Source organism: Chromatiaceae bacterium, from assembly GCA_024235395.1.
In the GTDB taxonomy this organism is placed as follows: Bacteria; Pseudomonadota; Gammaproteobacteria; order Chromatiales; family Chromatiaceae; genus Thiosocius.
In genome coordinates, this window is the sequence record JACKMK010000001.1 from 1,253,843 (window position 1) to 1,280,140 (window position 26,298).

At 62.3% G+C, this 26,298-nt stretch carries 26 protein-coding genes; 13 read left to right on the forward strand and 13 right to left on the reverse strand.

Translation table 11 applies throughout. The features are described 5' to 3' along the window. The first annotated feature begins 33 nt into the window (after window positions 1–33). Complete coding sequence (locus H6955_05845; protein MCP5313057.1) at window positions 34–801, forward strand: hypothetical protein; 768 nt, start codon at window positions 34–36, stop codon at window positions 799–801. Between the two features lie 36 nt (window positions 802–837). Here the strand turns inward: H6955_05845 and def are convergent, their stop codons facing one another. The 4 genes from def to rluD are packed head-to-tail and all read right to left on the reverse strand — an operon-like array spanning window position 838 to window position 3,697. Continuing rightward, window positions 838–1,365 carry a peptide deformylase gene (gene def, locus H6955_05850; GenBank protein MCP5313058.1) on the reverse strand — a complete coding sequence of 176 codons (528 nt, stop codon included), beginning with the start codon at window positions 1,363–1,365 and terminating at the stop codon, window positions 838–840. 8 nt (window positions 1,366–1,373) lie between these two features. Then, window positions 1,374–1,880, reverse strand: coding sequence for an amino acid-binding protein (locus tag H6955_05855; GenBank protein MCP5313059.1), 507 nt, complete (start codon window positions 1,878–1,880; stop codon window positions 1,374–1,376). A 37-nt stretch (window positions 1,881–1,917) separates the two neighbouring features. After that, window positions 1,918–2,655 (reverse strand): peptidoglycan editing factor PgeF, encoded by a 738-nt coding sequence (pgeF, locus tag H6955_05860; GenBank protein MCP5313060.1) that lies wholly within the window; start codon window positions 2,653–2,655, stop codon window positions 1,918–1,920. After that, window positions 2,639–3,697, reverse strand: coding sequence for a 23S rRNA pseudouridine(1911/1915/1917) synthase RluD (gene rluD / locus H6955_05865; protein ID MCP5313061.1), 1,059 nt, complete (start codon window positions 3,695–3,697; stop codon window positions 2,639–2,641). Before rluD ends, pgeF begins: the two co-directional genes overlap by 17 nt. Before the next feature lie 50 nt (window positions 3,698–3,747). Between rluD and H6955_05870 the strand changes: the two genes are divergently transcribed. After that, on the forward strand, window positions 3,748–4,566 hold the full coding sequence (locus tag H6955_05870) for an outer membrane protein assembly factor BamD (GenBank protein MCP5313062.1): 819 nt from the start codon (window positions 3,748–3,750) through the stop codon (window positions 4,564–4,566). An 85-nt stretch (window positions 4,567–4,651) separates the two neighbouring features. Here H6955_05870 and H6955_05875 read toward each other — a convergent pair whose 3' ends face one another. From H6955_05875 to sucC, 4 genes are all read right to left on the reverse strand, one after another. Continuing rightward, window positions 4,652–4,990: a P-II family nitrogen regulator gene (locus H6955_05875; GenBank protein MCP5313063.1), complete on the reverse strand. Its 339-nt coding sequence runs from the start codon at window positions 4,988–4,990 to the stop codon at window positions 4,652–4,654. A 54-nt stretch (window positions 4,991–5,044) separates the two neighbouring features. Then, window positions 5,045–6,640: an NAD+ synthase gene (locus H6955_05880; GenBank protein ID MCP5313064.1), complete on the reverse strand. Its 1,596-nt coding sequence runs from the start codon at window positions 6,638–6,640 to the stop codon at window positions 5,045–5,047. 251 nt (window positions 6,641–6,891) lie between these two features. After that, window positions 6,892–7,761: a succinate--CoA ligase subunit alpha gene (sucD, locus tag H6955_05885; protein MCP5313065.1), complete on the reverse strand. Its 870-nt coding sequence runs from the start codon at window positions 7,759–7,761 to the stop codon at window positions 6,892–6,894. Window positions 7,762–7,782: 21 nt separating this feature from the next. Then, the gene (gene sucC, locus H6955_05890; GenBank protein ID MCP5313066.1) at window positions 7,783–8,943 is read right to left on the reverse strand and encodes an ADP-forming succinate--CoA ligase subunit beta; all 1,161 of its coding nucleotides are present in this window, start codon (window positions 8,941–8,943) and stop codon (window positions 7,783–7,785) included. Between the two features lie 139 nt (window positions 8,944–9,082). Here sucC and H6955_05895 point away from each other — a divergent pair, with 139 nt between their 5' ends. From H6955_05895 to yacG, 10 genes are all read left to right on the forward strand, one after another. Then, a complete protein-coding gene (locus H6955_05895; GenBank protein ID MCP5313067.1) occupies window positions 9,083–10,699 on the forward strand; it encodes a histidine kinase in 1,617 nt (538 codons plus the stop codon). Next, the gene (locus H6955_05900) at window positions 10,696–12,087 is read left to right on the forward strand and encodes a sigma-54-dependent Fis family transcriptional regulator (protein ID MCP5313068.1); all 1,392 of its coding nucleotides are present in this window, start codon (window positions 10,696–10,698) and stop codon (window positions 12,085–12,087) included. The genes H6955_05895 and H6955_05900 overlap by 4 nt, the downstream gene beginning before the upstream one ends. A 311-nt stretch (window positions 12,088–12,398) precedes the next feature. After that, window positions 12,399–12,839: a prepilin-type N-terminal cleavage/methylation domain-containing protein gene (locus H6955_05905; protein ID MCP5313069.1), complete on the forward strand. Its 441-nt coding sequence runs from the start codon at window positions 12,399–12,401 to the stop codon at window positions 12,837–12,839. A gap of 179 nt (window positions 12,840–13,018) precedes the next feature. Then, window positions 13,019–13,504 carry a prepilin-type N-terminal cleavage/methylation domain-containing protein gene (locus H6955_05910; protein ID MCP5313070.1) on the forward strand — a complete coding sequence of 162 codons (486 nt, stop codon included), beginning with the start codon at window positions 13,019–13,021 and terminating at the stop codon, window positions 13,502–13,504. Window positions 13,505–13,669: 165 nt separating this feature from the next. Further along, window positions 13,670–15,385 (forward strand): type IV-A pilus assembly ATPase PilB, encoded by a 1,716-nt coding sequence (gene pilB / locus H6955_05915; protein MCP5313071.1) that lies wholly within the window; start codon window positions 13,670–13,672, stop codon window positions 15,383–15,385. A 12-nt stretch (window positions 15,386–15,397) separates the two neighbouring features. Beyond that, a complete protein-coding gene (locus H6955_05920) occupies window positions 15,398–16,666 on the forward strand; it encodes a type II secretion system F family protein (GenBank protein MCP5313072.1) in 1,269 nt (422 codons plus the stop codon). Between the two features lie 3 nt (window positions 16,667–16,669). After that, window positions 16,670–17,545: a prepilin peptidase gene (locus H6955_05925; GenBank protein ID MCP5313073.1), complete on the forward strand. Its 876-nt coding sequence runs from the start codon at window positions 16,670–16,672 to the stop codon at window positions 17,543–17,545. After that, window positions 17,542–18,144, forward strand: a complete 603-nt coding sequence (locus H6955_05930) for a dephospho-CoA kinase (GenBank protein MCP5313074.1) — start codon at window positions 17,542–17,544, stop codon at window positions 18,142–18,144. Before H6955_05925 ends, H6955_05930 begins: the two co-directional genes overlap by 4 nt. Window positions 18,145–18,216: 72 nt before the next feature. Next, window positions 18,217–18,984, forward strand: coding sequence for a cell division protein ZapD (gene zapD, locus H6955_05935; GenBank protein ID MCP5313075.1), 768 nt, complete (start codon window positions 18,217–18,219; stop codon window positions 18,982–18,984). Window positions 18,985–19,001: 17 nt separating this feature from the next. Further along, a complete protein-coding gene (gene yacG, locus H6955_05940; protein ID MCP5313076.1) occupies window positions 19,002–19,187 on the forward strand; it encodes a DNA gyrase inhibitor YacG in 186 nt (61 codons plus the stop codon). Here yacG and H6955_05945 read toward each other — a convergent pair whose 3' ends face one another. The 5 genes from H6955_05945 to H6955_05965 all read right to left on the reverse strand — a co-directional run bounded on the left by H6955_05945 (window position 19,188) and on the right by H6955_05965 (window position 25,863). Further along, window positions 19,188–19,625, reverse strand: coding sequence for a hypothetical protein (locus tag H6955_05945; protein ID MCP5313077.1), 438 nt, complete (start codon window positions 19,623–19,625; stop codon window positions 19,188–19,190). Then, window positions 19,609–20,565 carry a Nudix family hydrolase gene (locus H6955_05950; GenBank protein ID MCP5313078.1) on the reverse strand — a complete coding sequence of 319 codons (957 nt, stop codon included), beginning with the start codon at window positions 20,563–20,565 and terminating at the stop codon, window positions 19,609–19,611. Before H6955_05950 ends, H6955_05945 begins: the two co-directional genes overlap by 17 nt. 47 nt (window positions 20,566–20,612) lie before the next feature. After that, the gene (gene argJ, locus H6955_05955) at window positions 20,613–21,800 is read right to left on the reverse strand and encodes a bifunctional glutamate N-acetyltransferase/amino-acid acetyltransferase ArgJ (protein ID MCP5313079.1); all 1,188 of its coding nucleotides are present in this window, start codon (window positions 21,798–21,800) and stop codon (window positions 20,613–20,615) included. A gap of 106 nt (window positions 21,801–21,906) precedes the next feature. Further along, complete coding sequence (secA, locus tag H6955_05960; protein ID MCP5313080.1) at window positions 21,907–24,711, reverse strand: preprotein translocase subunit SecA; 2,805 nt, start codon at window positions 24,709–24,711, stop codon at window positions 21,907–21,909. Window positions 24,712–24,840: 129 nt separating this feature from the next. After that, window positions 24,841–25,863 (reverse strand): M23 family metallopeptidase, encoded by a 1,023-nt coding sequence (locus H6955_05965; protein ID MCP5313081.1) that lies wholly within the window; start codon window positions 25,861–25,863, stop codon window positions 24,841–24,843. On the opposite strand from H6955_05965, the gene H6955_05970 reads away from it, so the two are divergent. Next, on the forward strand, window positions 25,855–26,298 hold the full coding sequence (locus tag H6955_05970; protein ID MCP5313082.1) for a DUF721 domain-containing protein: 444 nt from the start codon (window positions 25,855–25,857) through the stop codon (window positions 26,296–26,298). The genes H6955_05965 and H6955_05970 overlap by 9 nt on opposite strands.

Consider the following 26,298-nt stretch of genomic DNA (forward strand, 5'->3'; position numbering starts at 1 on the left):
AGCCTGGGAAAAAAATGCTGGGTCGCGCTCTGTATGCTCGCGGGCATCGCCTGGCTCCGCCCGGCGGCGGGCGCGGACGACCTGCAACTTGAGGCCTATTTTGCGGAACCGATCACCGGTCGGCGGGTAAGCAGTTACGTCGCCGACCTCCCGGTGGATCGCTTTCAGCGGCGGCGTTTTTCGGTACCCGGCGAGTGCGGCGACGTGCTCGGCGCAATCCAGGGAGGTGCGACGTTCAAGGGCACGATCCTCGACCGCCGGCTATGGCAGAAGGTCGAAGCGGACTGCCGATATCACGAATTCCTGCACCGTCATCCGATGCAGGAGGTCGAAGACCACGTCTCCACGTATGACTTCATGAATGCGCGGTTGAGCGATATGCCGATTGCCCAATGCACTGTGGGTGCCGGTCCCGGCACCTACATCGGCTGTGAGCCCTGGACAGCTGCCGGCTTCAATATGCTGCATCAGTTCGCATTGATCCAGCCTATCGCCAACGCTCCGGACAAGACCCTGGTCGAATGCGTGTTGAACGACGGGTTGTTCTATGGGCAGATGTTCGTCGGTCCCGACGGGATCCTCTGCGACCCGGATGCGAGCGTTCCTAGCCTACGCCTGATTGGCGTGGATTTTGCCGACATCAACGGTGACCATATCCTCGACGCGGTGATGCGGTTCGTGCCCATCGGGCCGGGCGCAGCGCGCTCGCCGCTGATACTGCCCCTCACCCGCACCCAGGACTCCGGGCCATTTTCCATCCCGGAACTGTTGCCACCACCGCTACCGGCGTCCGACCTGTGAGCGGCTTGTCGACTGGCGCGGAACCGGCGGACAGGCTCAGCCGGACCCCCGGTCACCGCCTTTTTGATAGACCTTGCGCTTGAACAGGTCGGTGCGCCGGCTGACCACGCGGTCGACGAACAGCATACCGTCGAGGTGGTCGATCTCGTGCTGTATGGCACGCGCCTCGTAACCCTCCATGTCGAACTCCAGCTGCGCACCCTGCGGATCCTGGGCGACCAGACGGATACGGGTGGCGCGGATGACATTGCCGGTATAGTCGGGCACTGAAAGGCACCCCTCGCGCCCCATCTCGTGCCCCTCCCAATGCGTGATCTCGGGGTTCACCAGCACCAGGCGGCCATGGTTCGGTACCGGCTTGCGAGTCGTCGAGCAGTCGATGATCACCACCCTTTGAAATCGCCCGACCTGCGGCGCCGCAATGCCGACCGCGGCCGGACCATTGCGCCGGGTCTCTTCGAGGTCGTCGATGAAGGCGCGCAACTCATCGTCGAATACCGTGACCGGCTCGGAGACGTTTTTGAGCGCGGGTTCGGGCAACGTCAGTATTTCGAGGATAGCCACGGGCAGCCTCAGCCGATGTAGGTCTCAATGGCGTTCACGTTGACGTCCACGCCGTCCCGGCGCAACGCATCCAGCGACGCATCGATCGCCTCGACCGGCACATCGGCGACTCCGGATATCTGCATGATGTACACCGGTTTGGCGCGCGTGCCGGCAACGTCGGACTCCAGATCGAGGATGTTGAAGCCACACGCGGCCAGGGCAGCCGTGACTTGGGCGACGATCCCGGCACGATCGGCGCCGCTGACGGTGACCTGGATGTTCGGCAACACATGTTCGTGCAGGTGGGCACGGATCGGATCGACGTGAAGACACATCCCCTGCGCCTCGATAACGGGTTTCAGCCGGCCGCGCAGTTCATCTTCCCCGTGGATTCCAGAGACCATCATCATGATCGTGAAGTTGCCGCCGAGCCGCAGCATCGAGGTCTCTCCGAGATTCAGCCCCAGATCGAACAGCGCCTGGGTGACCGCGGCGACGATGCCCGGTTTGTCCTCGCCGATGAGCGTCAGCATGTACCAGTGGTTGTTCATGGGGTTCGCCTCGTGCCGTTCAAGGTTGCAGCCAGATCAGGCTGGCCATTCTGCCGGTAATGCCGTCGCGGCGGTAGGAGAAGAACCGTTGCGGCATACTGAAGGTGCAGAACCCGCCGCCGCTGACCCGCTCAATGCCGCAGCGGTGCAGGCGGAAGCTGGCCAAGCCGTACAGATCAGCGAGCCAGTGGCCCGCGCCGTGTGCCACGAAATGCGCCTCACTCGCCGGATCCTCGTCGACGAAGGCCACATGGACCTCGTCGCCGACCTCGAATACATCGGGCCCGATCGCCGGCCCCATCCAGGCGAGCAACTGCGCCGGGTCTTCGCCGAATGCGGCCACGGCCTGCTCGAGCACCCCGGCGAGCAGCCCGCGCCAACCGGCGTGCACGGCTGCCACCCGGGTACCTGAGGTGTTGCACAACAGCACCGGCAGGCAATCGGCCGTCAGCACCACGCACACCGCGCCACGCCGGTCTTCGAAGCAGGCATCGGCGCATTCCAACATAGCTCCGCGGCGCTTCACCGCAGTGCCGTGGACCTGGCGCAGCCATTGCGGTTCGGATGGCAACTGCAGGAAGCGCTGCAGCCGTTGGCGATTGCACGCCACGTCTGCCGGATCGTCTTCGACATGATCGGCCAGGTTGAGGCTGGCCCAGTCACCCCGGCTCACGCCACCGACACGCGTCGTGCAACAGGCCTTCACCCCTGACGGCGCGGTCCAGTCCGGGTAGATGCACTCAATCGTCGATGCCATCGTCATACCCATCGGGGCCCTCGTAAGCGTCCAGGGTCCCGCCGTCATCGGTGTCGTCGTAGTCGCGATCGTGCCAATGAACGCTCGCATCCTCGGCCAGGGCATCGATCACCGTGCGCATGTCCGCCGGTATCGGACAGCTGAAACGCAGTGCCCGACCGCTGATCGGGTGATTGAGATCCAGGCGCTTGGCATGCAGGGCCTGGCGATGAAAACCACGCAACACCTGTTTGAGCGCGTCCGACGCACCGCGCGGCAGCTGCAGACGTCCGCCGTAGACCGGGTCGCCGAACACCGGATGGCGCAGGTGCGCAAGGTGCACCCGGATCTGGTGGGTACGCCCGGTCTCGAGTACCACCTTTAGCAAGGTGTGTCCGCGGAAGTGTTCCAGTACGCGGAAATGGGTGACCGCGGGACGGCCGAGCGGATTCACCGCCATGCGCGTGCGCTGGGTCGGATGCCGGCCGATCGGCAGGTCGATCGTCCCTCCCGCGGGCATTCCGCCGACCACCAGGGCGCGGTATTCGCGGTGGATCTGGCGCGCGGACATCGCCTCGACCAGGCGTTTGTGCGCCGCCTGGGTCCGGCCGATGACCATCAGGCCGGTGGTGTCCTTGTCCAGCCGGTGCACGATACCGGCGCGCGGCAGCTCGGCCAGCGCGGGATCGTGGTGCAACAGCGCATTCTGAACGGTGCCGTCCGGGTTCCCGGCAGCCGGATGCACGACCAGCCCGGCCGGCTTGTCGATGACCAGCAGGTGCTGGTCCTCAAACACGATATTGAGCGGAATATCCTGCGCGACGCAGGCCACCTGCTGCTCGACCAAGGCACGCAACTGCAGCCGATCGCCCGGACCGACAGGATCGCGTGGGCGACGTTGCTGGCCATTGACGCTGACCCGGCCGTCACGCGTCCAGGCCTGCAATCGACTGCGCGAATAATCCGGGAACAGGCTGGCCAGCGCCTGGTCGAGGCGTACGCCGGCCAGGTCGTCGCCTACCGTCGCCTCGAGGATCTGCTCATGCGGTGTCTGATCAGGCAAGTCGCTTCCGGTATAATCGTCGGCCAGTTCGGAATCAGGGATTATCGCCCATGTTGCGCATGCGCTGGCCAATTTTGCTGTCTATCCTGCTACTGGGCGGCTGCTCGGCGTTCGAGGAAAAGGATGAGACCCTGACCTGGAGCCAGCAGAAGCTGTACACCGAAGCGACCGACGAGATGAACGGCGGCAACTATGAGCGGGCGATCAAGTACTACGAGATCCTCGAGTCACGCTATCCGTTCGGCAAGTATGCGCACCAGTCACAGATCAACCTCGCGTATGCGTACTACCGCTTTTCCGAACCGGAGTCCGCACTGGCCGCAGCCGACCGATTCATCAAGCTGCACCCCGGGCACCCGGCGACCGCCTACGCCTATTACTTGCGCGGGCTGATCAACTTCAACCGCAACATCGGCTTCATCGACCGTTTCGTACCGACCGACGCTTCGCAACGTGATCCCGGAGCGGCGCTCGATTCATACAACGACTTCGCTGAAGTCGTGAACAAATTCCCCGACAGCGATTACGCGCTCGATGCGGCGCAGCGCATGCTCTACCTGCGCAACAACCTCGCCTGGCACGAGGTGAACGTCGCCCGTTACTACATGAGGCGCGGGGCCTTTCTCGCCGCGGCCAACCGTGCCGAGTACGTGATACAGAACTATCAGCGTACGCCGGCGGTACGCGACGCGCTCGAGGTCATGATCGCGGCATACGGCAAGCTGGGCATGACTGAACTCGAGGACGATGCACGTCGCGTGCTCGCACTCAACGAAAACAACGGTAGCCTGATCGCCGACCCTCGCAAGACGGCAACCAAGTCTTGGGGCCGGCAACTGTGGGAGTACTTCGAACTCGATCAGAACTGAGCGCTGCAACGATCGGCCGGCCACACGGCGGGGCCTGCCAGTCGCTGGCAGGCCTGACAGGGAATCCGAACCGCGCCGAGCGCTTTCAGATGGCGTCGTTGTCCTGTTCGCCGGTACGGATCCGCACGACTTTTTCGACGCTGGTGACGAAGATCTTGCCATCGCCGATCTTGCCGGTGCGGGCAGCACTGGTGATCGCCTCGATGCACGCGTCCACCTGATCCTCGACAACCACGATCTCGATCTTCAGTTTCGGCAGGAAATCCACCACGTACTCGGCACCGCGATACAATTCGGTGTGCCCCTTCTGCCGGCCGAAACCCTTCACCTCGATCGCGGTCATGCCGGTCACTCCGATGTTGGACAGGCTCTCGCGTACGTCGTCCAGCTTGAACGGCTTGATGATGGCCTCGATCTTTTTCATGTGGTCCTCCTGCGGGATCCTGTTGTGCCTGACGCGCCTGGCGCGTCATTGTAGTCAGAATCCGTTGACGATGGGATAGCGGCGGTCGCGCCCGTAGGCGCGACGAGAGATCTTCACTCCCGGCGGCGCCTGACGACGCTTGTATTCGTTGCGATCGACCAGTCTGGCGACCCTCTCCACCACCGCGCGTTCATAACCCAGGGCGACGATCTCGGTCGGCGACTTGTCCTGCTCGACGTACAGCGCGAGTATGCCATCGAGCATCTCGTAGTCAGGCAGGCTGTCGCTGTCTTTCTGGTCCGCACGCAGCTCCGCAGACGGCGGACGATCAATCACCCGCTGCGGAATCACTTCGCCATCGCGGTTGCGCCATCGCGCCAGACGATAGACGAGGAGTTTGTGAACGTCTTTCAACGGTGCGAACCCCCCGGCCATGTCTCCGTACAGGGTTGCATAACCCACCGACATCTCACTCTTGTTGCCGGTAGTGAGCAACATGCAGCCGCGCTTGTTGCTGATCGCCATCAGTATGATCCCGCGACAACGCGCCTGGATATTCTCTTCGGTGATGTCGGGCTCGGCACCGGCGAAGGTTCCGGAAAGGATCTCGAGGAAGGCGTTGAAGGCCGGTTCGATCGAGATCGTCAGGTGTTCCACGCCGAGCCGCTGCGCCTGCAGCGCAGCGTCATCGTTGCTGATCGCCGCGGTGTAACGTGACGGCATTGCAACGGTCGTTACGTTGCCGGCGCCGAGTGCGTCCACCGCAATCGTCAAGGTGACCGCCGAATCGATGCCGCCGGAGAGGCCGAGCACGACCCGCGAAAACCCGTTCTTGTGCACGTAGTCGCGTACGCCCATTACCAGCGCCCGATACACCTGCTCATCTTCGTCGAGAAAAGCGGCAATCGCGCCGGACTGCGGCACGCCCTTTTCGAACGTCACCAAGGATTCGCTTTGTTCGAAGAAACCGGTCCTGTGCTTGATCGTGCCTCGCGCATCGACCACGAACGACCCGCCATCGAATACCAGTTCGTCCTGGCCGCCGACCAGGTTCACATACACGACCGAAACACCGAAGCGTGCCGCGCGCTTGGCGACCAGTTCCTCGCGCTCAGCGGCCTTGCCGCGATGGAAAGGGGATGCGTTGAGGTTCAGTAGCACCTGTGCGCCGGCGGATGCCGCACGTTGTACCGGCGTGTCAAACCACACGTCCTCGCAGATGGTCACGCCGAATCGCACGCCTCCCTGGTGAAACACCACGGCGTTCGCGCCAGGTTCAAAGTAGCGCCGCTCGTCGAACACGCTGTAATTCGGCAGCTGCATCTTGCGGTACTCCGCTTCCAGCACACCGTCGCGTAGCACGCCGGCGACGTTGTATCGAAGGCCATCGCGCATGGCGGGGTAGCCGACGACCAGGGTGATGCCAACGGCCGCCTCTGCGATATCGTGCAGCGCACGTGACACGCGCGCATCGCAGGCCGGTCGCAACAACAGGTCCTCAGGTGGATACGACGTCAGGGTGAGTTCGGGGAATACGACGATATCGGCCTGCCCCCGCAGCCGTTCGGCGCAATCGATCACCTGCCGGGCGTTGCCGGTGATATCGCCAACCAGCAGATTGATCTGTGCTAGTGCAACGGTGATGGACAACTTGTCTGGATCTCCTTTGAAACACCACTTCCGGACACCGCACACCCACAGCGGAAGCCGATGCCCATGACGCAATCCGCGCACGATGCTGGCAAGCGGTCGGTAGGTGGCGGCAGCGGGCGCATCGCAGCGACGCCGTCGCTATGCGGGCGGTTGCCACGTGGGCGGCGGATTCTCTAGCGTACACCAAGCGTGCGGAGAAAGAACATCAGCGCACCGTCGCTTTCGGACGCGACAAAAAAGCGGTGGGATCAGCCGAGCAACTCGGCCATGCGCGCGCCGATCTGTGCGGGCGAACGTACGATAGTAACACCGGCGGCGTCGAGCGCCGCGAACTTGCCCTCGGCAGTCCCCTTGCCGCCGCTGATGATCGCGCCGGCGTGCCCCATGCGCTTGCCGGGCGGGGCAGTAACACCGGCGATGTAGGCGACCACCGGTTTGGTCACCCTGTCGGCGATGAACTCCGCCGCATCCTCCTCGGCGCTGCCGCCGATCTCGCCGACCATCACGATGCCTTTGGTCTGCCGGTCTTTCTGGAACAGTTCGAGACAATCGATGAAGTTCATACCGTGGATCGGATCGCCGCCTATGCCGACACAGGTGCTCTGACCCAACCCCTGCCGAGTCGTCTGAAACACCGCCTCGTAGGTCAGGGTGCCGGAACGCGAGACAATGCCGATCTTGCCCTTCTTATGGATGGCGCCCGGCATGATGCCGATCTTGCACCCACCCGGCGTGATCACGCCCGGACAGTTCGGCCCGACGAGACGCACGTCGCTACCGGCCAGCGCGGCCCGCACCTTGAGCATGTCGAGCACCGGGATACCTTCAGTGATGCACACCACCACCTTTATACCCGCCTCCGCCGCCTCGAGTATCGCGTCCGCCGCGAACGCCGCCGGCACATAGATCATCGTCGCATCGGCGCCGGTTTCGGCGACCGCATCGTGCACCGTATCGAATACCGGCCGGTCGAGGTGCGTCTGCCCCCCCTTTCCGGGAGTCACCCCGCCAACGAGCCGGGTTCCGTAGGCGATCGCCTGCTGGGAATGGAAGGTGCCCTGTTTGCCGGTAAATCCCTGGCAGATCACCTTGGTGTTCTTGTTGACCAATATACTCATTGCATCCGCCTCGTTCGCTGTTCAGGCCGCCGCGGCGACGACCTTTTCGGCCGCCTCGGTCAGATCGGATGCGGTCTCGAGTGCCAGACCGCTTTCGTCGAGCAGCTTCAGCCCCTGTTCGGCATTGGTCCCCTCGAGGCGGATCACCACCGGGACCCCGATGCCAACCTCTCGCACCGCCGCGATGATGCCCTCGGCGATCAGATCACAACGCACGATGCCGCCGAAGATGTTCACGAGCACGGCCTTCACCTTGTCATCGGAAAGGATGATCTTGAAGGCCTCTGCGACGCGTTCCGCCGTGGTACCGCCGCCGACGTCGAGAAAGTTGGCCGGGGCACCGCCATGTAGCTGGACCAGGTCCATCGTCGCCATCGCCAATCCTGCACCGTTGACCATGCAGCCGATGTTGCCGTCCAGCGTGATGTAGTTCAGTTCATGCTCGGCTGCGGCCGCCTCGCGTGGATCCTCCTGGCTGACATCGCGCATCGCCTGCAGGTCCTTGTGGCGATACAGCGCATTGCCATCTAGGTTGATCTTCGCGTCGAGCGCGATCAGATTGCCGTCGGCGGTGACGACCAGCGGGTTGATCTCGACCAGGCTCGCGTCCTCCATGTGAAACAGCTTGATCAGGCCGAACAGAATCTTCTGGAACTGCTTCACCTGGTCGGCATCGAAACCGAGCGCGAAACCGAGGCGCCGGGCCTGGTAGGGCTGAACGCCCGCCGCCGGATCGATCAATGTCGTGATGATCTTTTCGGGTGTCTCTGCGGCAACCTCTTCGATGTTCATGCCGCCGGCGCGCGAGGCCATCACCAGTACGCGACGACTGGCGCGGTCGACCAGCGCACTCAGGTACAGCTCCGCCGCGATATCGGTGGGCTCCTCGACGAGGATGTAACTCACCGGCAGTCCGGCCGGACCGGTCTGCCTGGTCACGATGCGATTGGCCAGAATGCGCGCCGCTTCGCGCTCGACCTTTTCCGGGCTGTCAACCAGCACCACGCCGCCGGCCTTGCCGCGACCGCCGGTGTGCGCCTGCGCCTTCACCACCCAGCGCCCACCGCCCAGTTCCTCGGCCACCTGGCGCGCATCGCGCGCGTTGTCCACCGCATAGCCAAGCGGCACAGGGATGCCGTAACCGGCGAATAGCTTTTTGGACTGGAATTCGTGTAGGTTCACCACTCGTCTCCGTATGCGGACGGAAGGCCGCATTCTCGTGCAGAAAGGCGGCCAGCGCAAAATAACGGATCACTGTTGATTATTTGTCTCCGCCGCCGATACCCGATCGCGATGGCGCCCGATGCACATGAGCCGGCCGTTGGACAGACCTGACATCCCGCATATGCCCGCCGACGGGGGCGACGAGGGTTCGCACCTCGGCATCTACCTGATCTACCGGGTCGCACTCGGGGTCGCGCTGCTGTTGGTGTATTTCGGCATCGGACGCGGTCCGCTCGGAACCTTCCTGCCTCATGTGTTCACCGTCGCGATGCACCTCTACGTCGGGGTCGCGGTGGTGGGTCTGCTCCTCTACCTGCGCCAGGTCGGCGACACCGAAACCCAAGGCCAGATCGCGGTTTTCGTCGATATCGTGCTGATCACGGTGATGATGCATGCGAGCGGCGGCGTGACCTCGGGCCTGGGGATGCTGATCGCGGTATCGATCGCATTGGGCAGCCTGAGCATGGTTGGGCGCACCACGCTGTTGTTCGCAGCGCTGGCATCGTTGGCAGTGTTGACCGAGCGGATCTATTCGCATTTTACGCATGCCTTCCACGACACCGCCTATGCGCAGGCCGGTATGCTGGGGGCCTCGTTTTTCGCCCTGGCGCTGCTGGCGCACCGCCTCGGCAGGCGCGCGGCCGAGAGCGAGCGGTTGGCCCATCAGCGTGGTTCGGACCTGGCAAATCTCGCGCAGCTGAACGACTACGTGATCCAGCAGATGCGTGCCGGGATCATCGTGATCGACCAGGAGACGGTCATACAGGTGATGAACGAAGCGGCCTGGGTGTTGCTCGGCATGCCGGTCGCGATGCGCCATTACCCGCTCGAACAGGCCTCGCCGCCCCTGGCGCATCAGTTTGTGCAATGGCGCAGGCACCCGGATGTGCAGCGACCCGACTTTCGCGCCACCTCGGGCGGCCGCGACCTGCGCGCAAGCTTCACCCTGATCGGCGACACCCTTCCGCCGAGCACCTTGATCGTGCTCGAGGACACGGCGCGGCTGACCGCCGAAGTTCAGCAGCTCAAACTGGCATCGCTCGGACGGCTCACCGCTGGCATCGCACACGAAATTCGCAACCCGTTGGGCGCGATCAGCCATGCCGCACAACTGCTCGACGAATCGCCGGACCTGCCGCCGGCGGACAACCGCATGATCGAGATCATCCGCCACAACTCCCGGCGCGTGAACGAGGTGGTGGAGAACATCCTGAAGCTGTCGCGCCAGGACAATCCCCACCCCAAACCGCTGCAACTCGGACCCTGGCTGAGCGACCTGATTGACGAGATCCGCCAGTCGCACAGACTCGGTGCGATGCAGCTGGACGAGGAGATCGAACCGCCGGGGACCACGGTGTTTGCCGATCCGGGACAGCTGCGGCAGGTCGTGGAGGTGCTGTGCGACAACGCACTGCGCCACTTCGACCGGGAGCCGTCGCAGCTCAGGATGCGCCTGGTGGGCGGCATCACGGTGGAGTCCGGCGGGCCATTCCTGGAACTGCGCGACAACGGCCCCGGAATCGACAAGAAGGCCCAGACGAACCTGTTCGAGCCCTTTTTCACGACCCGCAACGAGGGCACCGGGCTGGGGCTGTATATCGCGCGCCAGCTGTGCGAAGCGAACCATATCCGCCTCGAATACCTGAGCCAGCCGACGGGCGGCAGCTGCTTTCGGCTAAGCTTTCCCGATCCGAGACGTGCGAAACCGCTATGACACGCCCCCTCGCCCTGATCATCGACGACGAACCGGACATCCGCGAACTGCTGGAGATCACGTTGGCTCGCATGGACGTGGACAGCCGGACCGCCGCCTCCGTGCAGGAGGCCATGGCCGAGCTGGCCGCACGCCGCTTCGACCTGTGCCTGGTCGATATGCGCCTGCCGGACGGCAGCGGCATCGATATTGTGCGACACGTCGCCAGCGACCACGCCGATACACCCATCGCGGTGATCACCGCGCACGGCAACATGCAGACCGCGGTCGAGTCGCTCAAGGCAGGGGCCTTCGACTTCGTCTCGAAACCGGTCGAACTGCCGGTCCTGCGGCGCCTGGTGCAGACCGCCTTGCGGCTGGACAAGGCGAGCGGCGATGGACCCGAGCGCCCCGCGGACGGTGAACTGCTTGGCAAGTCCCCGGCGATGCAGGAGATCCGCCGCCTGATCGAAAAACTGGCGCGCAACCAGGCACCGGTGTTCGTCAGCGGCGAATCGGGGACCGGCAAAGAACTCGCCGCACGTGCGATTCATGCACGCAGTCCCCGGGCCGAGCGTCCATTTGTCGCCGTCAACTGCGGCGCCATCCCCCAGGAGCTGATGGAGAGCGAGTTTTTTGGCCACGTGAAGGGCAGCTTTACCGGCGCGGTACGCGACAAACCCGGGCTTTTTCAGACCGCCGACGGCGGGACGCTGTTCTTAGACGAGGTCGCGGACCTACCGTTGTCGATGCAGGTCAAGCTACTGCGCGCGATTCAGGAGAAATCGGTGAGGCCAGTGGGCAGCGCGACCGAGGAGCCGGTCGACGTGCGGATCATCAGTGCGACCCACAAGGACCTGTCGGCCATGGTCGAGGGCGGCGATTTCCGCCAGGACCTGTTCTACCGCATCCACGTGATCGAATTGCCGATGTCGCCGCTGCGCACGCGCCGCGACGATATCCTGGTGATGATCGACCATATCCTGACGCGCCTGGCCCGCCGCAGCGGCGGCGTCAAACCGCGCCTGGATCGCGCCGCGCTCAAGGCGCTATACGAACACGACTATCCCGGGAACGTGCGCGAACTCGAGAACATCCTCGAACGCGCGACCGCATTGTGCGAGGACGACACGATCGCGGTCGACGACCTCGGTCTTGGCGAACGGCGCAACGGCGAACCGCGGACCGACGACGCCCCGCTCGCGGATGAAGGGCTCGAGGACTATTTGGCGCGCATCGAGCGCCAGACCATCATCCGCGCACTCGAGGCCACCCGCTGGAACCGCACCGCGGCCGCAAAGGCACTGGGGATCAGTTTCCGCGCCCTGCGCTACCGGCTGGACAAGCTTGGCCTCGAGATCGACGACGGCGTGGAGCGCAGTCCCGACGCCCCCCAGCCCCAGGACTGACGCGCCAGGGTAATGTCAATTGACGCATTTCGTCAGTATGTGACGCGTCACGTCATCCCTACCACGTCAGCAAACACGGCCAACACCCGCTCAATCTGGCCCTGAAGTCCCTGTCGGGGCGTTTAGCAACGCCAAGTTTATTTAAATCGCCAATAAATTGACTAACTACAAAGATGGCATAGCTTCTGCATTTCCCAGGGCACAGGCCCTTCCGGTGACACCGAAACCGAACCCGGGACAGGCCCTAAAGTTTAAAACCCTGCGGCCGTTAGGTGTGTGCGACCGCTGACCCAAACCAGGAGAGAAACGCAATGAAGAAGCAGTCAGGCTTTACCCTTATCGAACTCATGATCGTCGTCGCGATCATCGCGATCCTCGCTGCGATCGCAATCCCGGCGTACAACGAATATATCAAGGAGGCTCGGATCTCCAAAGTCACAGAGCACTACGACCGCGCTGTAAGCGTCGTTCGCGCCCACATGGCAAAAGTGGCCGCAAACAACGCCAGGGGCGGTAACATGGCGATGCCGGCCGATTCAGGCGAATGGATCGCCGTGATCGATCCTGATGGCAAGTCGACCGCACCGGAGAACGGCGGTGCAGGTTTCGTCGACGGCGCCGCCGTTGACGCCGATGGCTCGGTTGGCATCGCGGTTGCCAGTGGGGTCGTAACGATCGACCGTCCGCTGTACCCGTCAGACGGTTCCGGCGTCCAGGACACCACCACAACCATCGACCCAACCAACATCTGATCGCTGGGCTCGCCACTTGTCGGGAAGTCACTTTTGAAGTGACTTCCCGACGGCACGTTTGGCTCCCAGCCGTTGAGACTCTAACAAGCTTCCACCCCCCGCCGGGTAAAACAACAGTAGACTTAAAGCATCATCCCAACGACATCCAAACCGCCAGACCAGTTGGAGGCATCACGACAATGGGCGATCACTTGCGGATTGTTACCCGGTTGAGCAGAGCACAATTCAATGGTTACTCACTTGTCGAGTTGATGGTCACAATCGCCGTGATCAGTGTCATCGCGAGCATCGCCATACCGATGTACCGTTCGTACACCCTTGAAGGTCACTTCGCTACGCTGCAGACATCACTTGATGGACTGCGCACACCGATGGAAGAGTTTCGACTTGAAAACGGCAGCTATGGCACTGCCGGAAATCTTGTCGGAATTCAGAATATTGCCGCCCAGTACAACGGCTGCCCAACCTGTTCCGGTCGATTTAACTGGGAACCTGCAAACAAATCGAACGCATACAACTATACTGTGGCTGTCATCAGCAGTACGTCCTACGACGCGTGGGGTGTCTTTTCCGGGAACGCTGGAATATGGGTTCGCTGCGATGATCGATTTACCAACTGCTGCAACTCTGAGTCTGGCGGCGCAGCCACCGACGCCTGTCCTTGATCCGGACATCGAATTCTGGAAACAACCTAAAGTCGGCGGATTGCGAGCCGATGAATTGCTTGATTGCGCCACGCGTGACGACACGCGCGATCCGCAGCACACCAGAACTATAGGTTGGATGACGGAAGACTCGGATTTCTCAACATAAAGTTGGCCCGCACGACAATGGCAACCACCAGCCCAATCACGCGCCTCGGCGGCCTCGCCCGACGCTTGGTCCAGGATGGCCTCCTGACCGAAGAGCAGGCCGGCGCCGCGACCGAAACCGCCAGTTCTGCCAGTCTGCCACTGGTCTCGGTGCTGGTCCGTGATGGCTTGGTCACGTCGCGCGACGTCGCGCTTGCAGCATCCCTCGAATACGGTGTGCCGCTGTTCGACCTCGACGCCATCGACCCGTCCGCGATGCCGACCAACCTGGTCGAAGAGAAACTGATCCGCAAGCATCACGCGCTGCCACTGATCAAGCGCGGCAACCGTCTATTCCTTGGCGTCTCGGACCCCACGAACCATCACGGGCTGGACGAGATCAAATTCCATACCGGCCTCGCGACAGATGCGGTGCTGGTCGAGGAAGACAAACTCGCTTCGGCCATCGATCGGTCACTGGATGCGCAGAACACCGCAATCAGCGAGGCACTCGACGAGGACCTCGAGAACCTCGACATCAGTGCAGGTGACGAGGATTCCGACGAGAACGACTCCAACCTCGACATCGACGACGCACCGGTCGTGCGTTACGTCAACAAGATCCTGCTCGATGCGATCAACTCGGGGGCCTCAGATATCCATTTTGAACCTTACGAAAAACTGTATCGGATCCGCTTCCGCCAGGACGGCATGTTGCACGAAAAAGCAACGCCACCGGTCAACATCGCAGCGCGTCTGTCAGCGCGCCTGAAGGTGATGTCGCGCCTCAATATCGCCGAACGCCGTGTGCCTCAGGACGGGCGCATCAAGATGGTCCTGTCGCGCAACCGTTCGATCGATTTCCGTGTGAACACCTGCCCGACCTCGCACGGCGAGAAGATCGTACTGCGTATCCTCGATTCGTCGGCAGCGACGCTTGGCGTCGAGTCATTGGGCTTCGATGAGCAACAGAAGAAGCACTTCCTGCACGCGATCAAGAAACCGTACGGGATGATCCTGGTCACCGGCCCGACCGGTAGCGGTAAGACCGTGACGCTGTACACCGCGCTGAACATGTTGAACTCGCCCGAAGTCAACATCTCCACCGCCGAGGACCCGGTCGAGATCCAGGTTACCGGAATCAACCAGGTCAACGTCAACCCGAAGACCGGCTTGACGTTCGCCGAGGCGCTGCGCGCCTTCCTGCGTCAGGACCCGGACATCGTGATGGTCGGGGAGATCCGTGACCTCGAGACCGCGGAGATCGCGGTCAAGGCGGCGCAAACCGGCCACCTGGTGCTGTCCACGCTGCATACCAACGATGCGCCGCAGACGCTGACGCGTCTCGCCAATATGGGCGTACCGCCGTTCAACATAGCCTCGTCGGTCAATCTGATCATGGCGCAGCGACTCGCCAGGCGTCTGTGCGAACATTGCAAGGCAGTCGAGGACGTACCCCGCGACGCACTGATCGAGGAAGGCTTCACCGAGGAAGAAGTTCGCCAGGGAGTGACCGTGTACAAACCGGTCGGATGCGACAAATGCACCAAGGGCTACAAGGGGCGGGTCGGTATTTTCGAAGTGATGCCGGTCAGCGACGCGATGGGCAAAGTGATCATGGAGAACGGCAACGCAATCCAGATCCGCGACCTCGCGAAGTCCGAGGGACTGCAGGACCTGCGCGCCTCCGGATTGGCGAAGGTCAAAGCCGGGATTACCAGCCTCGAAGAGATCAACCGAGTAACCAAGGAATAGACGGGATAAAGTATGGCGACCAGAGCAGCAACGGCTACGGCAGCCAAAGCCAAGGCCCCAAAACCGGACAAGGCCCTTATATTCGTCTGGGAGGGTACCGACCGCAAAGGCAACCGGGTCAAAGGCGAGTCACGCGCCGCGAACATCGCGCTGGCGCGCGCCGACCTTCGACGCCAGGGCATAGCCCCGCTCAAGCTGCGCAAGAAAAGTTCGTCGTTTCTGAGCAATCGAAAGAAGAAGATCACCAGCAAGGACATCGCGATATTCTCGCGCCAACTCGCGACCATGATGTCGGCCGGCGTTCCGATGGTGCAGGCGTTCGACATCGTCGGCCGCGGCCACAACAATCCCTCGATGCAGGAACTGGTGCTGGCGATCAAGGCCGATGTCGAGGGCGGGACCTCGCTGACCGCATCGCTGCGCAAACACCCGCTGTACTTCGACGACCTGTTCTGCAACCTGGTCGAGGCTGGCGAACAGGCCGGGGTGCTCGAGACACTGCTCGACAAGATTGCGACCTACAAAGAGAAGACCGAGTCGCTGAAGGCGAAGATCAAGAAGGCGCTGTTCTACCCGACCGCGGTGATCACCGTCGCGATCCTGATCACAGCGATCATCATGATATTCGTCATTCCGCAGTTCAAAGAGCTGTTCTCAAGCTTCGGTGCCGACCTGCCCGCGTTCACCAAGATGGTCATCAACATATCGGACTTCGTCGCGGCATGGTGGTGGGCCATTCTAGTCACTGTGGTAGCTGGCGTTACGCTTGCCGCAAACATCTGGAAACGGTCGCCAAAGTTCCGCGAGACCCTAGACCGCCTGCTGTTAAAGGTGCCGGTGATCGGGATGATCATGCACAAAGCGGCCCTGGCACGCTTCTGCCGCACCACTGCGACCATGTTTACTGCGGGGGTACCATTGGTGGAGGCTTTGCAATCAGTCGCCGGGGCGACCGGCAGTACGGTGTACGGCAACGCGGTCCTGAAGATGCGCGACGACGTCGCAACCGGCCAGTCACTGACCCTGGCCATGCGTCAACAGGGCCTGTTTCCGCACATGGTGATCCAGATGGTGACAATCGGCGAGGAGTCCGGCGCGCTCGACGACATGCTCGCCAAAGTCGCCGACTTCTACGAGGAAGAAGTCGATAACGCGGTCGATGCACTGAGCAGTCTGTTGGAGCCGCTGATCATGGTGGTGTTGGGGACCGTGGTCGGCGGTCTGGTCGTCGCGTTGTACCTACCGATCTTCCAACTGGGATCGGTAGTAGCTGGCAGGTGAACATTGCTCTCCGGCGCAGTATTCGCAGCACTCGCGCCCCTCGCTGCGTTGCTGCTGGGCCTGGTGGTCGGCAGCTTTCTGAACGTGGTGATCCTGCGACTGCCACGGCATTTGCATGCGGAACTCGCCGGCGCATGCGCAGAACTTCGCGGTGAGCATGCGGAACCTGTCCAGAACCGCCTGTTCGGCCTGGACTTCCTCATTACTCCCGCCTCGACATGCCCACATTGCGGCCACGCAATCCGCGCCTGGGAGAACATCCCGATCATCAGCTACCTGCTGTTGCGTGGCCAATGCAGCAATTGTCATGCGTCGATCGGGCTGAGGTATCCGCTGGTTGAGGCGGTGACCGGTCTGCTCAGCCTGGTGGTTGCACTGCATTTCGGACCTCAGTCCGCAACGGCCGTTGCGCTGATCCTGGTTTGGGGACTGATCGCCCTGACAGTGATCGATCTCGATGAGCAGCTGTTGCCGGACAGCCTGACCCTCCCCTTGATGTGGCTCGGCCTGCTGGTCAACATCGACGGCATGTTCACCGATTTGGCGTCAGCGGTGATCGGCGCGGCAGCCGGGTACCTGGTGCTGTGGGTCGTGTTTCAGGTGTTTCGCCTGATCACCGGGCGCGAGGGCATGGGCTATGGCGATTTCAAACTACTGGCGGTGTTCGGTGCCTTCTTCGGCTGGCAGATGTTGCCGCAGGTCATCCTGTTGTCGTCACTGATCGGCGCCATCATCGGGATCACGCTGGTCATGTTCCGGGGTCGCGACCGGCAGATCCCGATACCGTTCGGGCCCTACCTCGCATTGGCGGGCTTTGTCGCACTTTTGTGGGGCGACGACATCAACCGCGCCTACCTGCAGCTCGCAGGATTCGCCTGAGCTTGCTCAAAATCGGACTGACTGGCGGCATCGGGAGCGGCAAATCCGCCGCGAGTGCCCGTTTCGCAGCACTTGGGGCCGAGGTCATCGACACCGACCGGCTGAGCCGCGAACTGGTCGAACCCGGACAACCGGCACTGCGCGAGATCATCGCTGCATTCGGCGAGGGCATGCTGGACACGCAAGGCCGCCTGGATCGGGGACTGCTGCGCGAGCGGGTGTTTGGCGATGCGGCGGCACGCAAACGCCTGGAGGAGATCCTGCATCCACGGATCCGCGACGCGATGCTGGCTCGCGCCGAAGATTCGACGGCGCCGTACGTCGTGTTCGTCATCCCGCTGCTGTTCGAGGCCGGCCAGCGAGCGCTGGTCGACCGGGTACTGGTAATCGATGTACCCGAGCCACTTCAGCGCGCCCGGGTCGCCGCCCGCGATGGCTTCGACGATGCGCAGATTGCGCAGATCCTCGCCGCCCAGGTCGATCGCGCGACGCGCCTGAGCGGTGCCGACGACGTGATCTGCAATGACGGCAGCATCGCCGAACTGCACGCCGCGGTGGATCGCCTGCATCACCAGTATTTGCGCCATGTCCTGAATTGACGGTTCTGTGCTTTACCGTGGCGTACGGCTGACCGACAATATTCGTTCATCCTGATCGTCAAGGACGCCGCATTGCCCGATACCACCCTTTTCGAGCATCCGTTGAACGAGAAATGCCGAACCTGGCTGCGCCTCTCGCACCTGTTCGAGCAGCTGGAGTTCCACCTTCCTCAGGGTGCCGAGTGGCATGCTCGGGCGGCGATGACTGCGCTGCTGGATATCGCAAACGTATTGTCACGCGCCGACATCAAGTCGGAACTGTTGAAGGAACTGGAGCGCTACCGCCTCTCCCTGTCTCGCATGGCCGACACGCCGGGGGTGGACAACGACCGCCTGGAACACATCGTGCAGAACCTGTACCAGACATGCCAGGGGGTACGCGAGGTCAGCGGTCAACTCGCACAGGCGTTACGCACTAACGAGTTCCTGAACAGTATCGTGCAACGCAGCAGCATCTCCGGTGGGTCGTTCGATTTCGATCTCCCGCAGTACCACTACTGGCTGAATATGCCGCAACACGAACGCTCGTTGCAGCTGGACGATTGGCGGCACGAAGTCAGCCCGGTGCAGGACGCGGTCGAGTTGCTGCTGACGCTGATCCGCAGCAGCGCGGTGCCGACCGAGGAACTGGCGGTGAACGGGTTTTACCAGAAGTCACTGCCCGGCAACACAACCGCCCAGCTGGTGCGCGTCGGCCTGCCGTCGGCCGGCGGTGTATTCGCAGAGATCAGCGGCGGCAAACACCGATTCAGCATCCGTTTCATGGACTGCGTCGATTGGCAGCATCCGACGCAGGTCGATCGCGATATCAGCTTCACGCTCAGCACCTGCACAATGTGACCAAAGGGGTTGTGCCGATGGAAGACCGCGTACTCGAGGTCGCCTGCCCTACCTGTGGAAAGTCGGTTCGCTGGACGGCGGGCAGCCGATGGCGGCCGTTCTGCAGCGAGCGATGCAAATTGATCGACCTGGGGGAATGGCTGGCCGAGGAACGCGCCATCCCCGGCGATCCCGCCGCCCCGGACTGGAACGAGGACGGCTGATCACTGGCGGAGTGGGAACTCGGCGACGGTCGCCGCCTCTCCGCTGGCCTGCAGCCGGATCCTGATCACCACGGTATCTTTCGGGATCGCGTCGAGCACCCAGTCGTCCGGCAAGACCGGCAACTCGCGCGTCGCCAGACGGTCCCCGCTCGGAGATATGAACTGCAGTTCGCGCACTGCGAGACTGTCGGCGTCGAAGCCGGCCGTTCGTAGCCGCAACCCCGCGCTCCCTGGCCCGAGCACCAGCGCGCGATCTCCACCGAGCGCCGCACACGGGGCTGTCGCGGGGCTGCAGGGCTGCTCGGTCGCGAGCAGTTGGATCGGGTCGGCACCCAACACACGGTGCGTCTTGCGGCCGATCTGTCCCCAGCTCAGCACCAATCCGACCGCGACAATCACGAAGAACAACCAGTAGCGACCCTCACGGCGCATCGGCATCGGCCCACAGACCACGGATTGCGGCGATACCCTGCCCACCATGCAGCCAGGCCTCATCGAGCAGGCCAGGGTGCATGCCACCCAGCGCATAGACCGGCAACGTGGCGGCGTTCGCCAGCTCGCCGAATCGCTCCCAGCCGAGGGGATCCGCGTCAGGATGACTGCGTGTAGGAAGCACCGGCGACAACAATGCGAAATCTGCCCCAATCAAGGCGGCATGCGCCAGATCGGCTGCGGTGTGGCAAGACGCGCCGAGCAAGAGTCCCGCGTCCAGCGGCCGCGTTTCATGCCGCAGCAATTCGCGGCTGCTGAGGTGCAGGCCGTCCGCGCCAATCGCGTCGGCCGTCTGCCAATCGCCGTTCAACAGCACCCGAGCAGAGTGCCGTCGGGCCAGTGCACAGGCATCACGCCCCAAAGCGAGCAACGCGTCATGATCGAGCCCGAACAGCCGGAGTTGCAGGAGCCGGACACCGTTCGCCAGGCTGGCGTCCAGCGCTGTCAGGAAGGCAGCGGGGTCGCGCACCTGGGGTGGGGTGATCGCATACAGCGATGGCAATTTCAGCGCGCTGACGATCGGCACGTCTGCCGCCGGCATCGGATAGTCTGGAAGCGCATCGGGCGCGACCCAGGCCAACGGTTGTCCCTCGCGCCCATGCGGCTCACCATCCCACGCGTCGACGCGATAGACATCGAGCATGACGCTGCGATCCGGATAATGGTGGGTGATGCGGATCAACGGCCGAGACGCAAGGATCTCGATGCCCAGTTCTTCGTCAAGCTCTCGGGCGAGTGCCGCGTCGACCGGCTCGCCGCCTTCGCGCTTGCCACCCGGAAATTCCCAGAGCCCACCCTGGTGGCTGTGCTGATGCCGTCTACTCAACAGCACCCGGCCTTCGGCATCGACCAACGCTGCGGCTACGACGTGGATCAAAGACGACATCGGCAACTCCGCCCGGCGGGGTCAATCGAGATCAGGCGAAAACCGTTTCAGCTGCGGTACTCGGCATTGATCTTGACGTAATCGTAAGAAAAATCGCAGGTCAATATTTCCGCTCCGACATCGCCGCGCGCGAGATCGATACGGATCGTGACTTCCTTGCGACTCATCACTGCCTGCCCCGCTTCCTCGGTATAGTCGGGATCACGTCCGCCATCACTGACGATGCACACATCGTCCAACCAGATGCGCAGGCTGTCGATATCCAGTCCGTTTACGCCGGAACGACCAACGGCCGCAAGAATGCGTCCCCAGTTAGGATCGGATGCAAACAGCGCGGTCTTGACCAATGGCGAGTGCGCGACCGTGTAAGCGACGGCACGCGCCTCTTCGCGGTCCCGTGCCGAATCGACATGGACGCGCACCAGCTTGGTCGCCCCTTCCCCGTCACGGATGATCATCTCCGCGAGCTCTGCGCACACCGAGCGAATGCCGGACGCCAGTTGCAGGGCATCGGCCGATCCGGGTTCGTCGACACCAATGCCCGATGCTCCGCTGGCGATCAGCACACAGGCATCGTTGGTCGAGGTATCGCCGTCGACGGTGATGCTGTTGAACGATTCATCGACCGCCGCGGTCAGGATCGACTGCAGCAGGCCCTGGGGCACACGCGCGTCGGTCGCGACATAAGCCAGCATCGTCGCCATATCCGGACAGATCATCCCGGAGCCCTTGGCAATCCCGGTAACGGTTACCGTACCCTTGGACAGCGAAATGCTGCGCGATACCAGTTTGGGGACCGTATCGGTGGTCATGATGGCGCGGGCCGCCCGTTCCCAGCTGTCTTCCGCCAACCCCGCCAGCAGACCGGGCACCGCCTGCGCAAAAGGGTTGATCGGCAGATCCTGGCCGATAACGCCGGTCGAAAACGGCAGGACCTGGCTCATCGCGCAGCCCGCCATACCGGCGAGCAGACGACAGGTCTCGCGCGCAGCACGCAGGCCCGTCGCCCCGGTACCTGCATTGGCGTTACCCGAATTGATCAACAGGTAACGAATCGCACCCTTGGCAAGATGCTCGCGTGCCACCGTAACCGGCGCCGCACAAAACGCATTGCGCGTGAATACCGCGGCACAGCTGCCACCTTCAGCCACCTCGACCAGCAGCAGATCATCGCGGCCTTTGTAGCGGATGCCGGCCGCGGCCACCGACAGTCTCACACCGGCGACGCTGCTCATATCCGATTCCTTGCACACCCCAGCCGGTATGCGATAGCCGAAAATACTGGCAGCCGGCGACCCGTTTCACCGTCGGCCATTCCGATACCCGCCAAGATTCGCTGGCTCAGCTCAGCTTGCCGTGGCAGTGCTTGTACTTTTTGCCGGAGCCGCACGGACAAGGATCGTTGCGTCCGATCTTGCGGTCGGGACGCACGAAAGGCTTCTTTTCCTCGGGCGCGACGGCGTCCGGCTGCTCAATGGGCGGCTCCGCACCGAACCCGTCGAACACCTCGTGCCTGAATTCAAACTCTGAGGGATCCGGAGCCTGCTCGGGGATACCTGGTGGCATCTGCAGTTGCAGGCGGCTCAGGATCTGCACCACTTCGAGCTTGATCGACTCGAGCATGCGAGAAAACATCTCGAATGCCTCGCGCTTGTATTCCTGTTTCGGGTTCTTCTGCGCATAGCCTCGCAGGTGTATCCCCTGGCGCAGGTAGTCCATCGCGGCGAGATGCTCTTTCCAGTGCGAGTCGAGAGTGAACAGCATCACCTCTTTCTCGATTCGCCGCATCTGTTCGGCTCCAGCCTGCTCTTCCTTGTCTCGATAGATCGCAACCAGCTCATCGAGGATTCGCTGACGCAGGGTCTCTTCGTGCAGGCTGTCGTCCTGGTCGAGCATCTCCTGCAACGGCAGATCCAGGCCGAAGTTCTCACGCAGCGCATCCGCCAGTCCCGGAACGTCCCATTGCTCTTCCAGGCTTTGCGGCGCGATGAAACCGTCGATCAACGCGTTCACCACGTCGTAACGCAGATTGGCGATGGTCTCGGATATGTCGTCGGTATCCATCAGGTCATCGCGTTGCTGATAGACGACCTTACGCTGATCGTTCGCGACATCGTCGTATTCGAGCAACTGTTTACGGATATCGAAGTTGCGCCCCTCCACCTTGCGCTGCGCGTTCTCGATCGCCTTGTTGACCCAGGGGTGCTCGATTGCCTCGCCCTCTTTCATCCCCAGTTTCTGCATCAGACCGGATACCCGCTCCGAGGCGAAGATCCGCATCAGGCTGTCTTCCAGCGACAGATAGAAACGCGACGACCCCGGATCACCCTGGCGACCCGATCGGCCACGCAACTGGTTGTCGATACGTCGCGACTCATGGCGTTCGGTACCGACCACGCGCAATCCACCCGCCGCCAGAACCTTCTCGTGCCGTTGCTGCCAATCCGTTTTCAGCGCAGCGATCTCCGATTCTCCGGCGTCTTCACCGATCTGTCCGATCTCGACCTCGAGATTGCCCCCAAGCACGATGTCGGTCCCTCGACCGGCCATGTTGGTTGCAATCGTCACTGCACTCGGACGTCCGGCTTCGGCAACGGTCTGCGCTTCACGCTCGTGTTGCTTGGCATTCAGCACCTGATGCTCGATCTTGGCCTGAGTGAGCATGTTGGAGACAAGCTCGGAGACCTCGATCGATGCGGTCCCGACCAGCACCGGCTGGCCACGCTTCACGCAGTCGCGAACGTCTTCGACGATGGCCTCGTACTTCTCACGCTGTGTCAGGTAGACCAGGTCGGTCTGGTCGTCACGGACCATCGGTCTGTTGGTGGGAATGACAACCACCTCGAGGCCGTAGATCTGCTGGAACTCGAATGCCTCGGTGTCCGCGGTGCCGGTCATACCGGACAGCTTGTCGTACAAACGGAAATAGTTCTGGAAGGTGATCGAGGCGAGGGTCTGGTTCTCCTGCTGGATATTCAACCCCTCTTTGGCCTCAACTGCCTGATGCAGGCCATCCGACCAACGCCGACCGGGCATGGTGCGGCCGGTGAACTCGTCGACGATGATCACCTGTCCGTCACGAACGATGTACTCGACGTTACGGTGGAACAGGGCATGCGCACGCAAGGCCGCCATCACGTGATGCATCAGCATGATGTTCGAGGGGTCGTAAAGGCTTTCGCCCTCGGCGAGCAGGCCGGCATCGCTCAGCATCTGCTCGACCTTCTCGTGTCCCTGATCACTGAGAAACACCTGGCGTGACTTTTCATCGACGGAATAATCGCCAGGACCGAAATCCGGTTTGCCTTCGTCGTTGGTGATCGGATCCTGGCGCGTCAACTGACCGGGGATACCGTTGACCTGACGGTACAACTCGGAGCTGTCTTCGGCAGGGCCGGAAATAATCAGTGGTGTACGCGCCTCGTCGATCAGGATCGAGTCGACCTCGTCAACCACCGCGAAAAAGCGGCGTTGGGCGCGCTGAGCGGCAGCGAATGCCATGTTGTCGCGCAGGTAGTCGAAGCCAAACTCATTGTTGGTACCGTAGGTGATATCGCAGGCATAGGCTTGCGCCCGCGTCACGGGCCGCAAGTGGGTAAAGCCACCGGTGTCGCCGCGGTAATCCAGGTCCAGCTGGTACGAGGAACTGTCCGGCCCCATGCCACCCGACGAATTGATCACGCCGGTCGTCATGCCGAGAAATTGGTACAGGCGCCCCATCCAGCCGGCGTCGCGCCGGGCCAGATAATCGTTCACCGTCACGACATGCACGCCCTTGCCTTCGAGGGCATTGAGGTACACAGCCAGCGTGGCGACCAGGGTCTTGCCCTCACCGGTGCGCATTTCGGCGATCTTGCCCTGATGCAGCACCATTCCACCGATCATCTGCACATCGAAATGCCGCATGCCCAATACACGCCGGCCGGCCTCGCGGACCACCGCAAACGCCTCGCTCAACAATGCATCGGTAGAGGTACCTTCGGCGATCCGCTGGCGAAACTCGGTGGTTTTGGCGACAAGTTCCTCGTCGCTCAATGCCTGCATCGCCGGCTCAAGCGCATTGATCTGTTCGACAGACTTCAGCATGCGCTTTACCAGGCGTTCGTTTCGGCTACCGAAGATCTTTTTAACCAGCTTGTTGAGCATGAACCTGCGACCTTCCCGGACGGACGAGAATCGAAGGCCGGAATAATAACCCAAACAGGTCACCAGACGGCCGTGGACAAAAGAAAAAACCCGCTCGAAGCGGGTTTACACAAGCGTTGCGCACGTCAGTTATTTGCTGCGTACGTACCGCAGGGGATCGACGATTTTGCCGTTCTTGTGCACCTCGAAATGCACATGTGGGCCGCTTGAACGGCCGGTGCTGCCGAGTAGCGCGACGGTCTGGCCCTTGCTGACCACTTCGCCTTCTTTGACGAGAACCTCTTTGTTGTGCCCATACAGCGTCGAGTAACCGTCAGCGTGCTTGATCTCGACCACATTGCCGTAACCGGCGGCCTTTTTCGCACGCGTTACGACACCGGAAGCCACCGCCACCACCTCTGATCCACGCTTGCCCGCAAAATCCAATCCGCGGTGATAGGTCTTTTTGCCGGTGAACGGGTCGGTGCGCTTGCCGAAACCCGACGACATCCAACCCTTTTTGACCGGCCGACCCGACGGCACGATTTCGGCCATCAGCTCGCGACTCATCAACACCTGTTCGAGCGCCGTCAGCTTGTCCTCGCGGTCTGTCAGCAAGGCCGAGATACGCTCCATATCCGTGCTCAGGTCACCCAATTGCTGCATGTCGCCGGGCAGCGAGTCGTCGATGCCACCCATCGGTGGCTGCGCAGAGAAATCGAATTCGTCGCGATCGAGCTTGCCAACCTCGACCAGGCGGTCACCGAGCGCGTCGATGCGCATCAGGTGGGCCTGCAACTCGGCGATCTTCAGCGCCAAGGCGTCGAGATGGGCGCGCTGGTCGGCTTTGGCATTTGCAATCACCCGCCGCTCGGCGTCGAGTAGGGCACGCACCTCGGCGGCGGTCTCGTCCCCGTCGACCCGATTACCGTATTGCGTACCCAGCTCGAATCCCGCCCAAAGCGTTAACGCCGTCACAGCGATGAACGCCAATCCCATGATCGTGGCGGCGCGAGGCACGCAAATATCGAGACTTCCGGTACGCTTACAAAAGTCGGAAAGAAGGATGATCTTCATCGTCGGTTTTCCTGAAGCCTGGAAGCTTATCGACCTTTGGAGGTCTACCCTTAAACCAATGACTCTGTGCCGGGAGAACCATGTGACATGGCCCACAGCCCCAAGTCGGTTCGCCGCCTGCTTAAAGACAAACCAACACTGAAAACGCTCGAACTCGAGATCAGCGCGCAAAAAGCCCTGCTCGCCGAGGTCCGTCGGGCGCTCCCCTCAGACCTCGCCGGACACTGCATCGCGGCCCGGTTGCAAGGGCCGACACTGGTGTTGCACACCGATTCACCGGCCTGGGCGACGCGCCTGCGCTTTCTCGCGAACGAACTTCGGAGTTTACTGCAACCCCGGCATCGCGTGTTGCGCGAAATCAAAATCCGACTGCTGCCACCGCACAATCCACCGGACCGGCGACGATTTAAGGCACGCAAATCCCGTTTTGGCGCCGCCATCGTGCTCGAATGCGCCAAGGATACGGATCAACCACAACTGCGCGAGGCGCTTGAGCGACTCGGCCGACGTTTGCAAGAAACGCCGTCGTGA

Excerpts from the sequence above, each read along its gene's own strand:
- pgeF (MCP5313060.1), bottom strand. The coding sequence starts at position 2,655 with ATGGCATCGACGATTGAGTGCATCTACCCGGACTGGACCGCGCCGTCA.
- H6955_05920 (MCP5313072.1), top strand. The coding sequence starts at position 15,398 with ATGGCGACCAGAGCAGCAACGGCTACGGCAGCCAAAGCCAAGGCCCCA.
- H6955_05945 (MCP5313077.1), bottom strand. The coding sequence starts at position 19,625 with ATGCCGATGCGCCGTGAGGGTCGCTACTGGTTGTTCTTCGTGATTGTC.
- secA (MCP5313080.1), bottom strand. The coding sequence starts at position 24,711 with ATGCTCAACAAGCTGGTTAAAAAGATCTTCGGTAGCCGAAACGAACGC.
- H6955_05905 (MCP5313069.1), top strand. The coding sequence starts at position 12,399 with ATGAAGAAGCAGTCAGGCTTTACCCTTATCGAACTCATGATCGTCGTC.
- H6955_05870 (MCP5313062.1), top strand. The coding sequence starts at position 3,748 with ATGTTGCGCATGCGCTGGCCAATTTTGCTGTCTATCCTGCTACTGGGC.
- argJ (MCP5313079.1), bottom strand. The coding sequence starts at position 21,800 with ATGAGCAGCGTCGCCGGTGTGAGACTGTCGGTGGCCGCGGCCGGCATC.
- sucD (MCP5313065.1), bottom strand. The coding sequence starts at position 7,761 with ATGAGTATATTGGTCAACAAGAACACCAAGGTGATCTGCCAGGGATTT.
- yacG (MCP5313076.1), top strand. The coding sequence starts at position 19,002 with ATGGAAGACCGCGTACTCGAGGTCGCCTGCCCTACCTGTGGAAAGTCG.
- H6955_05845 (MCP5313057.1), top strand. The coding sequence starts at position 34 with ATGCTCGCGGGCATCGCCTGGCTCCGCCCGGCGGCGGGCGCGGACGAC.
- H6955_05875 (MCP5313063.1), bottom strand. The coding sequence starts at position 4,990 with ATGAAAAAGATCGAGGCCATCATCAAGCCGTTCAAGCTGGACGACGTA.
- pilB (MCP5313071.1), top strand. The coding sequence starts at position 13,670 with ATGGCAACCACCAGCCCAATCACGCGCCTCGGCGGCCTCGCCCGACGC.
- H6955_05900 (MCP5313068.1), top strand. The coding sequence starts at position 10,696 with ATGACACGCCCCCTCGCCCTGATCATCGACGACGAACCGGACATCCGC.
- H6955_05950 (MCP5313078.1), bottom strand. The coding sequence starts at position 20,565 with ATGTCGTCTTTGATCCACGTCGTAGCCGCAGCGTTGGTCGATGCCGAA.
- H6955_05910 (MCP5313070.1), top strand. The coding sequence starts at position 13,019 with ATGGGCGATCACTTGCGGATTGTTACCCGGTTGAGCAGAGCACAATTC.
- H6955_05970 (MCP5313082.1), top strand. The coding sequence starts at position 25,855 with ATGGCCCACAGCCCCAAGTCGGTTCGCCGCCTGCTTAAAGACAAACCA.
- H6955_05855 (MCP5313059.1), bottom strand. The coding sequence starts at position 1,880 with ATGCTGACGCTCATCGGCGAGGACAAACCGGGCATCGTCGCCGCGGTC.